8 protein-coding genes and 1 pseudogene are annotated in these 11933 nt (G+C 72.3%); 1 reads left to right on the top strand and 8 read right to left on the bottom strand.

The window, feature by feature from the left end:
- Positions 1–63: 63 nt before the first annotated feature.
- Both ACZ63F_RS13920 and lepA read right to left on the bottom strand, forming a co-directional pair.
- Positions 64–1938, bottom strand: coding sequence for an AMP-dependent synthetase/ligase (locus ACZ63F_RS13920; RefSeq protein ID WP_469710835.1), 1875 nt, complete (start codon positions 1936–1938; stop codon positions 64–66).
- A gap of 273 nt (positions 1939–2211) precedes the next feature.
- Positions 2212–4086, bottom strand: a complete 1875-nt coding sequence (lepA, locus tag ACZ63F_RS13915; protein WP_351954988.1) for a translation elongation factor 4 — start codon at positions 4084–4086, stop codon at positions 2212–2214.
- Positions 4087–4307: 221 nt separating this feature from the next.
- Between lepA and rpsT the strand changes: the two genes are divergently transcribed.
- Positions 4308–4574, top strand: coding sequence for a 30S ribosomal protein S20 (rpsT, locus tag ACZ63F_RS13910; RefSeq protein ID WP_089106790.1), 267 nt, complete (start codon positions 4308–4310; stop codon positions 4572–4574).
- A 234-nt stretch (positions 4575–4808) separates the two neighbouring features.
- On the opposite strand, the gene holA is transcribed toward rpsT, so the two are convergent.
- The 6 genes and pseudogenes from holA to ACZ63F_RS13880 form a co-directional block, all read right to left on the bottom strand.
- Positions 4809–5801: a DNA polymerase III subunit delta gene (holA, locus tag ACZ63F_RS13905; RefSeq protein ID WP_469710833.1), complete on the bottom strand. Its 993-nt coding sequence runs from the start codon at positions 5799–5801 to the stop codon at positions 4809–4811.
- Positions 5802–5873: 72 nt separating this feature from the next.
- Complete coding sequence (locus ACZ63F_RS13900; protein WP_093503134.1) at positions 5874–6119, bottom strand: hypothetical protein; 246 nt, start codon at positions 6117–6119, stop codon at positions 5874–5876.
- A gap of 69 nt (positions 6120–6188) precedes the next feature.
- Positions 6189–7071, bottom strand: a pseudogene (locus ACZ63F_RS13895) (YceI family protein).
- A gap of 174 nt (positions 7072–7245) precedes the next feature.
- Positions 7246–8103, bottom strand: coding sequence for an arylamine N-acetyltransferase family protein (locus ACZ63F_RS13890; protein ID WP_469711387.1), 858 nt, complete (start codon positions 8101–8103; stop codon positions 7246–7248).
- 13 nt (positions 8104–8116) lie between these two features.
- Positions 8117–10684 carry a ComEC/Rec2 family competence protein gene (locus ACZ63F_RS13885; RefSeq protein ID WP_469710830.1) on the bottom strand — a complete coding sequence of 856 codons (2568 nt, stop codon included), beginning with the start codon at positions 10682–10684 and terminating at the stop codon, positions 8117–8119.
- On the bottom strand, positions 10681–11832 hold the full coding sequence (locus ACZ63F_RS13880; RefSeq protein WP_469710828.1) for a ComEA family DNA-binding protein: 1152 nt from the start codon (positions 11830–11832) through the stop codon (positions 10681–10683). The genes ACZ63F_RS13885 and ACZ63F_RS13880 overlap by 4 nt, the downstream gene beginning before the upstream one ends.
- Between the last annotated feature and the right edge of the window lie 101 nt (positions 11833–11933).

Below are 11933 nucleotides of genomic sequence, written 5' to 3'. Positions count from 1 at the left end.
GTGGGGAACTGCGCGACCAGCCCCCCACGCGCCCGCGCCGGCACCCGTACCGGCGACGAACTCCTAGGCCTCCCGTGTCCCGGCGTACATCTCGTCGATCAGGTGCCTGTACTCACGCTCCACGACCGGCCTCTTCAGCTTCAGACTCGGCGTGATCTCCCCGTGCTCCACGTCGAGGTCCCGGGGCAGCAGCCGGAACTTCTTGATGGTCTGCCACCGCTGCAGCCCCTCGTTGAGCTGCTTGACGTACCCGTCGACCATCTCGACGGTCGCCGGCGCGGCCACCACGTCGGCGTAGGACCTGCCGTCCAGGCCGTTCTCCTTGGCCCATTCCAGGATCGCGGCCTCGTCGAGGGCGATCAGGGCGGTGCAGAAGTTCCGGTCGGCGCCGTGCACGAGGATGTTGGAGACGTAGGGGCAGACCGCCTTGAACTGTCCCTCGACCTCGGCGGGCGCGATGTACTTGCCGCCGGACGTCTTGATGAGGTCCTTCTTGCGGTCGGTGATCCGCAGGTAGCCGTCGGGGGACAGCTCGCCGATGTCCCCGGTGTGGAACCAGCCGTCGGCCTCCAGGACCTCCGCCGTCTTCTCGGGCAGCCCGTGGTAGCCCTGCATGATGCCGGGGCCGCGGAGCAGGATCTCGCCGTCGTCGGCGATCCGCACCTCGCAGCCGGGCAGCGGCTTGCCGACCGTACCGGTGCGGTAGGCCTCGCCGGGATTCACGAACGACGCGGCCGAGGACTCCGTCAGTCCGTAGCCCTCCAGGATGTGCACGCCGGCGCCGGCGAAGAAGTAGCCGATCTCGGGCGCCAGCGCCGCCGACCCGGAGACGCAGGCCCGCAGCCGCCCGCCGAAGGCCTCCCGCAGCTTGGAGTAGACGAGCCCGTCGGCGACCTTGTGCTTGGCGGCGAGCCCGAAGGGCACGGTCGCGGCGCCGGTGCGGCGGAAGTTGTCCTGGGTGACCTTGGCGTACTCGCGGGCGACCTCGGCCGCCCACTGGAAGATCTTGTACTTGGCGGCGCCGCCGGCGCGGGCCTTCGCGGCGACGCCGTTGTAGACCTTCTCGAAGATGCGCGGCACGGCGGCCATGTACGTAGGCTGCACGACCGGCAGATTCTCGATGATCTTGTCGACGCGGCCGTCGACGGCGGTGACGTGGCCGACCTCGATCTGCCCGGAGGTGAGCACCTTGCCGAAGACGTGGGCGAGGGGCAGCCACAGGTACTGGACGTCCTCGGCGCTGATCAGGCCGGTCGCGGCGATCGCCTTCGCCATGTACGACCAGTTGTCCTGCGGCAGCCGTACACCCTTGGGGCGGCCGGTGGTGCCGGAGGTGTAGATGAGGGTGGCGAGCTGGTCCTTGGTGATCGCGCCGACCCGCTCCTTGATCAGCTCGGGGTGCTTCTCCAGGAACTTGGCACCGCGCTGCTCCAGCTCGGCGAGGGTGATGACCCAGTCGGAGGTTTCGGCGCCGGCCGGGTCGATGACGACGACCTGGGTGAGCTCGGGCAGTTCGGCGCGCTTCTCGACGGCCTTGGCGACCTGGGCCGCGTCCTCCGCGATCAGCACCCGGCTCTCGGAGTCGGAGAGGATGAACGCCGACTCCTCGGCGTTGGTCTGCGGGTAGACCGTCGTGGTGGCGGCGCCGGCGCACAGGATGCCGAGGTCGGCGAGGATCCACTCGACGCGGGTGGAGGAGGCGAGGGCGACCCGCTGCTCGGGCTCGATGCCGAGTTCGATGAGGCCGGCCGCGATCGCGTAGACCCGCTCGGCCGCCTGCGCCCAGCTGAGCGACTTCCAGTCGTCGGGACCCTCACCGGAGGCCGCGGGCACCGGATAGCGGTAGGCCTCGGCGTCCGGTGTGGCCGCCACGCGATCCAGGAAGAGGGCCGCCACGGACGGCGGTCGGTTCTCGATCAGTGTCTGTGTGTCGGTCACGACATCCTCCGGGGCCCGCGACGGTGCGGCTGGCTCAGTGCGGCTGGGGTTTACTCACGGTGGGGTTCGCGCTGGTTGTTTAACTCGCGAGTAACTATCGAGCAGGGATCAGAGTAAGCCGCGACCGCCCTGTGCGTAAGGGGCATCGGCCTGTCTGTTTCGCCGCATTGTCGACGCAGAGCGACGCTACGCGCGCGTAGGGGTCCGCCGCACTTTCGTACGGCGAACCCCCGTTGCACCCGATTTGCGGCCGCGACCGATTGTTACCCGCGGTTACTTCTTGCTCTTGGCCGATCCCGCGCTGTCATCACTGGAGAGCACCGCGATGAAGGCCTCCTGCGGAACCTCCACGGAACCCACCATCTTCATCCGCTTCTTGCCTTCCTTCTGCTTCTCCAGCAGCTTCCGCTTCCGGGAGATGTCACCGCCGTAGCACTTGGCGAGGACGTCCTTGCGGATGGCGCGGATGGTCTCGCGGGCGATGACCCGGGAGCCGATGGCCGCCTGGATGGGCACCTCGAAGGCCTGTCGCGGAATCAGCTCGCGCAGCTTGGCGACGAGCCGCACGCCGTAGGCGTAGGCCGCGTCCTTGTGCGTGATCGCCGAGAACGCGTCGACCTTGTCGCCGTGCAGCAGGATGTCGACCTTGACCAGGCTGGAGGTCTGCTCGCCGGTGGGCTCGTAGTCCAGCGAGGCGTAACCGCGGGTCTTCGACTTCAGCTGGTCGAAGAAGTCGAAGACGATCTCCGCGAGGGGCAGCGTGTAGCGGATCTCGACCCGGTCCTCGGACAGGTAGTCCATGCCGAGCAGGGTGCCGCGCCGGGTCTGGCACAGCTCCATGATCGAGCCGATGAACTCGGTCGGCGCGAGGATCGTGGCCCGTACGACGGGCTCGTACACCTCGTTGATCTTCCCCTCGGGGAACTCGCTCGGGTTGGTGACCGTGTACTCGGTCCCGTCCTCCATGACCACGCGGTAGACCACGTTCGGCGCGGTGGCGATCAGGTCGAGCCCGAACTCGCGCTCCAGCCGCTCCCGGATCACGTCCAGGTGCAGCAGGCCGAGGAAGCCGACGCGGAAACCGAAACCGAGGGCGGCGGAGGTCTCCGGCTCGTAGACGAGCGCGGCGTCGTTGAGCTGGAGCTTGTCCAGGGCCTCGCGCAGCTCGGGGTAGTCGGAGCCGTCCAGCGGATACAGACCGGAGAAGACCATCGGCTTCGGGTCCTTGTAGCCGCCGAGCGCCTCGGTGGCGCCCTTGGCCTGGCTGGTGACGGTGTCACCGACCTTGGACTGCCGGACGTCCTTCACACCCGTGATCAGATAGCCCACCTCGCCGACGCCGAGTCCGTCGGCGGACAGCATCTCCGGCGAGTTGGTGCCGATCTCCAGCAGTTCGTGGGTGGCGCCCGTCGACATCATCTTGATCCGCTCACGCTTGTTGAGCTGGCCGTCGATGACACGGACGTACGTGACGACACCGCGGTAGGAGTCGTAGACCGAGTCGAAGATCATCGCGCGGGCGGGCGCGTCGGCGACACCGACCGGCGCCGGGATCTCCTTGACGACCTTGTTCAGCAGCGCGTCGACGCCGAGGCCGGTCTTCGCGGAGACCTTCAGCACGTCCGACGGGTCGCAGCCGACCAGATTCGCCAGTTCCTCGGCGAACTTCTCCGGCTGCGCGGCCGGCAGGTCGATCTTGTTGAGCACGGGGATGATCGTGAGGTCGTTCTCCATCGCCAGGTAGAGGTTGGCGAGGGTCTGCGCCTCGATGCCCTGGGCGGCGTCGACGAGGAGGATGGTCCCCTCGCAGGCCGCCAGCGACCGCGAGACCTCGTAGGTGAAGTCGACGTGCCCCGGGGTGTCGATCATGTTGAGGATGTGCGTGCTGCCCTGGTCCGGGCCCTCGGTCGGGGCCCAGGGCAGACGCACCGCCTGGGACTTGATCGTGATGCCGCGCTCGCGCTCGATGTCCATCCGGTCGAGGTACTGAGCACGCATCTGCCGCTGCTCGACCACGCCGGTCAGCTGGAGCATCCGGTCGGCGAGCGTGGACTTGCCGTGGTCGATGTGCGCGATGATGCAGAAATTGCGGATCAGAGCCGGGTCGGTACGGCTCGGCTCGGGCACATTGTTAGGGGTCGCGGGCACGCAGGGTCCTGTCTCTTGAGGCGCCTTATGCCTCGGGTCGGATCGATACGTAGTCTCCATGGTCCCATGGAGAGGGACCGGGGACCGGTTTGGGCCATTCTCCTGCCCGCTGGTAGTGTGAGCAGCTGTGTCTCATGCCCTCTCAGCGCGAGGCACGTCTTCTGGAAATCATCGGTACGGGACCTTCGCGGCCCCGCACCAGAACCTGAAAAGGCTCATTCGTGGCGAACATCAAGTCCCAGATCAAGCGGATCAAGACCAACGAGAAGGCCCGGCTGCGCAACAAGGCCGTCAAGTCCTCCCTGAAGACCGCGGTCCGCAAGGCCCGTGAGGCCGCTGCCGCGGGTGACGTCGAGAAGGCCACCGAGCTGCAGCGCGCTGCCGCGCGTGCGCTCGACAAGGCCGTCTCGAAGGGCGTCATCCACAAGAACCAGGCCGCCAACAAGAAGTCGGCGCTTGCTTCCAAGGTTGCTTCCCTCAAGGGCTGAAAACTTGATTTGACGCCGGAAGGACCCGGGCGGGCCCTCTCTCATCCGCCCCCGGCCGGCACCCGAGGATCGACGCGCGGCCTGCGTTCGCCACGCGGGCGTCGATCGACAGCTTGAACCGAAGGCCCCGGCGCCTCGCCCTTCCCCAGGGCGGACGCCGGGGCCTTCGGCACGTCCGGGCGCCTCCCGCCCCGCCCGCTGCCCCACTGCTCTGCCGATCGCCCCCGGCGCCGGTCACGCCCGGCCGCGTGACCGCGCCGCCTGCGCGATCGTCACCACGGCCTTCTCCAGGGCGTACTCCGGATCGTCCCCGCCGCCCTTCACACCCGCGTCGGCCTCTGCGACGGCCCGCAGGGCCACCGCGACCCCGTCCGGCGTCCAGCCGCGCATCTGCTGCCGTACCCGGTCGATCTTCCACGGCGGCATCCCGAGCTCCCGGGCCAGATCGGCGGGCCGCTGCCCGCCCCGCGCGCCCGCGAGCTTCCCGATCGCCCGGACGCCCTGCGCGAGCGCGCTCGTGATCATCACCGGGGCGACGCCGGTCGCCAGCGACCAGCGCAGGGCCTCCAGGGCCTCCGCGGTGCGCCCCTCCACAGCGCGGTCGGCCACCGTGAAGCTCGACGCCTCGGCCCGGCCGGTGTAGTACCGGCCGACGACGGCCTCGTCGATGGTGCCCTCAGCGTCCGCGGCGAGCTGGGTGACGGCCGACGCGAGCTCCCGCAGATCGCTGCCGATGGCGTCGACGAGCGCCTGGCAGGCCTCGGGCGTGGCGGACCGCCCGAGCGCCCGGAACTCGCTCCGTACGAACGCGAGCCGGTCCGCCGGCTTGGTCATCTTCGGGCAGGCGACCTCACGGGCGCCCGCCTTGCGCGCCGCGTCGAGCAGCGCCTTGCCCTTGACCCCGCCCGCGTGCAGCAGCACGAGCGTGATCTCCTCGGCGGGCGACCCGAGGTACGCCTTCACGTCCTTGACCGTGTCGGCGGACAGGTCCTGCGCATTGCGCACGACCACGACCTTGCGCTCCGCGAAGAGCGACGGGCTGGTCAGCTCGGCGAGGGTGCCGGGCTGCACCTGGTCGGGGTTCAGGTCCCGTACGTCCGTGTCGGCGTCGGCGGCCCGGGCAGCGGCCACCACCTGCTGCACGGCGCGGTCGAGCAGCAGGTCCTCCTGCCCCACGGCCAGTGTCACCGGGGCGAGCGGATCGTCATCAGCAGTCTTCTTGGCCATCGCGCCAAGCATCCCACGGCCCACTGACAACAGGGCCGGCCGCGCCCCGGGCCTCTCGGACCGGCCACGCTCCTACGGCTCCTCCCGCCATCCCTCCCACTCCCCGGCGAACTCGTCCAGCTCCGCCGGGTCCAGCCGCCCCTGCTCGTCCCTCAGCAGGACCAGCCACTGCGCGTCCTCGGCGTCGTCCTCGCCGGCCAGCGCGTCCCGCACCAGCCGCGGCTCCTCGTCGACCCCGAACCGCTCCCCGAGGGCCTCGCAGGCCTCCTGAGCCGCGTCCCGGTCGGGCAGCACCAGCACATGTCTCACATCGCTCACCGCCCCATTCTCGGGCACCGCCGGCCGCCGGTACGAGCCGCGGCGGGAGAGCGGGCCGCTGCGGCGGGCTCAGCCCTTCGGGACGATCTGCACGTCCAGGTCGACGCGGATGCTCGGCCCGACCACCGCGATCCCGCGCGCCAGCATGGTCTGCCAGCTCACGGTGAAGTCGTCGCGGTGGAGTTCGGTGGTGGCCCGGCAGGCGGCCCGTACCTCGCCCTCCATGCCGTTGCCGAGCCCGAGGTACTCGGTGTCGAGGGTGACCGTGCGGGTCACGCCGTGCAGGGACAGCGCCCCGGTGACGCCCCATCTGGTGCCGCCCCTGTGCACGAAGCGGTCGCCGTAGAACTCCAGTGTCGGAAAACGCTGCACGTCCAGGAAGTCCGCGGAGCGCAGATGGTCGTCGCGCATCCGGACGCCCGTGTCGATGGTCGCGGCGTCGATCACGACGTGCATGGCGGAGCGCTCCATCTGCTCGGCGATCCGCACCGCGCCCGCGAACGAGTTGAACCGCCCGTGGATCCGCGCCAGTCCGATGTGCCGGGCGGTGAAACCGATCGAGGAATGCGTCGGCTCGAACTCCCAGTCCCCCGGCGCCGGCAGCTCCGGCGGCTGGGCGACCTGGAGGATGACGTCACCGAGCGAGGCGAGGCAGTTCTCGCCGACCCGCGCGGTGGCCCGGTACGGCGTGAACCCCTCGGCGGACACCGCCAGCCGGTACTCCCCGGCCGGCACGGCCGTCACGAACGAGCCGTAGGGATCCGCGCCCCCCGCTGACCACCGTGCGTCCCATGGTGTCGCTGACCGCGAACTCGGCGTTCGTCACCGGTTCGTTGACCGGGTCGAGCACCCGGCAGCTCAGCACCCCGGCGTCGGGCGGGGTCTGCACCGCCGCGAGGGGGCTCGCCCGCTGTACCCGGTCCGTTCGGTTTCCCATCAAGCGGCCGAACATCCTCGCCACCCCTGTACGCCTCGCCGTCATCCGTTACCGAAGAAACATTCGATCACTGATGCGGCTTTCGGGGCAACACGCGCCCACATCACGGGAATCCGGTGCATACGCCGGAACTACGCACGAGTAACACGCTACGCGCCGGTAGAGACACGTTCTCCCATGAAACCCTAATTAGCCATTCCGGTTGCCTTTCCCCGGATTTCGCTCAGTCGGCACACGGTCCAGGACGATCCCGAACCGCTCCCGGTAGATCCCGAGCACCTCCTCATCGTGCTCCAACTCCCGTACCTCACGCGTCCCGTCGGCCGCCGTCCGCGTCAGCGTCCGCCCGCTGAGCGTGATCCGCCCGCCGTCCCCGGTGACCCGGGAGCAGACCAGCGATCGGGTGAAGTGCGACGACGGCGAGGTGCTGTGCCACCACGCCCCGGCCGCGAAGTCCCCGAGCACCCGCGGCCTGACCTCCAGCCGGTACTGCGGCTCCCCGTCGCGCAGCACGTCCAGGTCCGCGCCCACCGCACGGTCCCCGCCCCCGTCCCCGCCCGTCGCCCCCGCCTCGTCCGGCCCGGCCTCCGCGATCCGGAACGTCCCGCCCGGATCGGCCTGCTCCCCCCGCTCCGCGAACGCCAGCGGGTGGTGGCTGTGCGCCCCGAACCCCACGTCGGCCAGCCACTCGCCGCCGTCCACCGTCCGCACCCGCAGCGCGAGATGGTCGTACGGGATCCCGAGCCGCCTCTCCGCCCCGTACACCCGCCCCGCCAGCGGTGTGACCCCGAAACCGAGCGCGGTCAGCAACACCGAGAAGGCGCCGTTGAGTTCGTAGCAGAATCCGCCCCGGCCCGCGCCTGCCACCTTCGCCACCAGCCGCTCCCCGGCCAGCACGATCTCCTCGCCGAGGTGGACCGACAGGTTCTCGAAGGGCACGGTCCGCAGGTGCCGAACGTGCAGTTCGCGCAGGGCGTCCGCGGTGGGCCGGGCCGGACGGGCGGCTCCGAGACGGCCGAGGTAGGCGTCGATCTGCGCAGGGTTCACCGAGGTCATGCCCTCAGTCTCGCGCCACGCGCAGGTCCCCGTCCGTGCCGCCGCCGGTCACGGCGAGCGCCCCGTCCCGGTCGGTCCGCAGCACCACCGCCCCCACGGCCCGCAGCTCGGCCACCGTGCCCGGTGCCGGATGACCGTACGGGTTGTCCACCCCGCAGGAGATGAGCGCGACCCGCGGCGCCGCCAGCCGCAGCAGCTGCGGATCCTGGTACGCGGACCCGTGGTGTGCCACCTTCAGGACATCCACGTGGCCCATTTCGGCCGCGGCCGGTGATCTCAGCAGCTCCCGCTGGGCCGGGGGTTCGAGATCCCCGAGCAGCAGCATCCGCAGCCCGGCCGAGCGCACCAGCAGGGCGACACTGGCGTCGTTCGGTCCGTCCGGCTCCGGCGCGTGGCCCGGGGGCGGCCACAGCACCCGCCAGTCCAGCGGCCCCGTCCTGCGCCGCTCCCGGGCGACGGCCCGCGTGAGGGGGACCCGGTGCTCGGCGGCCTGCCTTCTGACGAACTCGGCCTGGTCCGCGGGTTCCTCGAACCCGGTCGTCTCGATCTGCGCCACCTCACGGCCGCGCAGCACCCCGGGCAGGCCGGCGACATGGTCCGCGTGAAAGTGGGTGAGGACCAGGAGCGGGATCCGGGTGATGCCGAGTTCCCGCAGGCAGTGGTCGACCAGTGCCGGATCGGGGCCGGCGTCCACGACCACACCCGTGCCCGCGCCCGCCGCGAGCACGGTCGCGTCCCCCTGGCCGACGTCGCACATCGCAAGCCGCCAGCCTGGCGGCGGCCAGCCCGTGACCACCCGGGCCAGCGGCGCCGGACGCACCACCAGCAGCACGAGCAGCACCCCCAGCACCCCGCACCACCACGGATGCCGCAGCAACCGACGCCCCAGCGGTACGACGGCCACCGTCACCCCGGCCAGCAGCAGCGCCCCCGCCCAGCTCCCGGGCCAGTCCACGCCCGCACCCGGCAGCCCGGCACCGGTCCGGGCGATGGCCGCGATCCACCCGGCCGGCCAACCCGCGCACCACGCCAGCACCTTGGCCGCCGGCATCGCCACCGGAGCCGCCGCGAGCGCCCCGAACCCCAGGACCGTGGCCGGCGCCACCGCGATTTCCGCCAGCAGGTTGCAGGGCACCGCCACCAGACTCACCCGCGCCGACAGCACCGCGACCACCGGCCCGCACACCGCCTGCGCGGCCGCGGCCGCCGCCAGCCCCTCGGCCAGCCGCTCCGGCACCCCGCGCCGCCGCAGCGCCTCGGCCCACCCTGGTGCCAGCAGCAGCAGCGAACCGGTGGCCAGCACCGACAGCAGGAAGCCGTAACTGCGGGCCAGCCACGGGTCGTACAGCACCAGCAGCAGAACCGCCGTGGCCAGTGCCGGGACCAGGGACCTGCGGCGGCCGGTCGCCAGGGCGAGCAGGGCGACCGCTCCGCAGGCAGCGGCCCGCAGCACGCTGGGGTCCGGGCGGCACACCACGACGAAGCCGAGCGTGAGCGCCGACGCGAACAGCGCCGTCGCCCGCAGCGACAGCCCGAGGCGCGGAGCGAGACCCCGCCGCTCGGTCTGCTGCGCCAGTCCCGGCGGTCCGATGAGCAGGGCGAGCAGGATGGTGAGGTTGCTGCCCGACACCGCGAGGGTGTGCGCGAGGTCGGTCGCCTCGAACGCCTCGTCCAGCTCCGGGGTGATCCGGGAGGTGTCCCCGACGACCAGCCCGGGCAGCAGCGCCCGCGCGTCCTCGGGCAGGCCGTCGGTCGCCTCCCGCAGCCCGGCCCGCAACCGTCCGGCCAGCCGCTGCGGCCCGCTCGGCTCCCCCACCACCACCGGCACGGGACGCTCCCGCACCCGCAGCAGCGCCGCGACCCGGTCGCCGCCGGCCGTGGCCGGCACCAGCCGTCCGCTCACCCTCAGCCGGGTCGAGGGCAGCAGCCCGAGCCACCGCTCCCGGCCGCCGCCACCGGGCGCCGCCACCCCCGTGTCCACGGCCATCAGCACCGGTGAGCGCGTCTTCACCACGGTCCCGTCGCCCTGCTCCACCCGCCACACCTCGCCGCGCACCAGGACGGCGGCCGGCGTGGCGTGGTCCCCCCGCACGCGTGGCCTGGCGGCCCAGGGGTCGCCCGTGAGTTCCACCTCGGCGGTCACGGCGGCGTACGCGCGGGCCAGACCGGGAACCGGTCCGCGGCGTACGTCCGCCCCGTGCAGCCCCGCAGAGGCGGCCGCCCCGGCGACGCAGAGGAGCAGCGCGCCGGCCGAGGCCCGCCGCCAGTCCGACGGCAGGGCGGACGTGGCATCGGCGCTCTCCGTCACCGCCCGGGTGCGGGCCCGGCCGAGCCCCAGCAGGATCGCCCCGCCGATTAGGCAGACGACGGCGACCGCGGCCGTCCAGCCGGGTGGCGCATCCAGTGCCAGGGCCGCCGTGGCCCACACGGCCAACGCGGGCGGCACCAGCCGCAGGTCGGCCCGCGCGTCCTGCCGGGCGGGCACGGTCCCGGTCCGCCGCCCCGGGGCGGCGCGCACCGACCGGGCGGCGGCCGCGGACCCGGGTGCCGCTCCGTCGGTTGCGCGGCTCATGGCCGTACCAGGTCCCGCAGGTCGGAGTAGCGGCGGTCGCCGATGCCCTTGACCTGGCGGAGCTCGTCGACCGAACGGAAGCCGGCGTGCTGGGTGCGGAAGTCGAGGATGTGCTGGGCCAGTACCGGGCCGACTCCGGGCAGGGCGTCGAGCTGCTCGACGGTCGCGGTGTTCAGGGAGAGCGGGGCGGCCGGGCCTGCTCCCGTCGCCGGACCGCTCGCGGCCGGGCCGCCCGCGGTCGGGCCCGATGCGGCCGGCGGAGCGGGGCCCCCGACGACGATCTGTTCGCCGTCCGTCAGGAAACGGGCGCGGTTGAGTCCGTCGGTGTCCGTGCCGGGCCGTACCCCGCCCGCCGCCCGCAGCGCGTCGGTCACCCGGGAGCCGGCCGGCAGCGTGTGGACCCCCGGATCCCGGACCTTCCCGGTGACATCCACCACGATCTCCCCGGCGGGCGTACCGGGCCCGCCGGTTCCGGCGGGCGTACCGGGCGCCGCGGCGGTACCGGATCCGACGGCTGCTGTTCCGGTGGCCGGGGCCTGCCCCTCGCTCTTCTCGTACGGTGCCTCCGCACGCACCACCTCGGGCGCGCTCACGGACTCGGTCCGGCCCGTCCAGAAGTGCTGCACGGCCAGTGCCGCGGCCACGACGAGGACCACGCCCAGGGCGACCGCGCCCCGGCGTTCCAGTCCGCAGCGTGACTGGAGCCACACCGGCATCCGCTCCCGTACCGCGAGCCCGACCCGGGACCGCAGCCCGGGCAGCGCCGGCTCGCGGCGCGCCGCGGCCTCGCCGGCCAGCGCGCGGGCCGACGACATCACGGCCGCCGCCGTGGACAGCGCCGCCGCGGCGGTGCGCACTCCGGCCGTGGCCGTGCGCACCGCGGTCGTGGCCGCGGTCAGTCCGGTCGCCGCGCCGGTGCCGGTCACCGTCTCCGCGGTGGGCGGTCCCTGACCCGGCCCCGGCCTGGTGACGGCCCGTTCCCCGAAGAGGAGTTCCGCCCGGCGGCGCAGTTCGTCCGCCGGTGCCGGGCGGTGGCGGACGCTGGCTCGGACCGGGGACCGCCGGTGCCGGGTGCGGCCGTCGGAGGTGGGGCCCCGGCCCGGGCCACTGGTCGCATGCGTCTCGTGTGAGCGTGATCGAAGTGCCATGCGACGAGGATCGGGCTTCCCGCCGATCCGCGATGATCTTGCTCGGTTTCCGTGGACGGCGCCCGCGTTGTGGAAAACTCCGCCACTCGTACGAGTGACGG

The organism is Streptomyces sp. NPDC104761 (assembly GCF_055583445.1).
This window is presented reverse-complemented; position numbering and strand designations above follow the sequence as displayed.

What these genes read in the sequence shown, in the direction of transcription:
- holA (WP_469710833.1), bottom strand. Translation starts at nt 5,801, where the DNA reads ATGGCCAAGAAGACTGCTGATGACGATCCGCTCGCCCCGGTGACACTG.
- ACZ63F_RS13880 (WP_469710828.1), bottom strand. Translation starts at nt 11,832, where the DNA reads ATGGCACTTCGATCACGCTCACACGAGACGCATGCGACCAGTGGCCCG.
- ACZ63F_RS13885 (WP_469710830.1), bottom strand. Translation starts at nt 10,684, where the DNA reads ATGAGCCGCGCAACCGACGGAGCGGCACCCGGGTCCGCGGCCGCCGCC.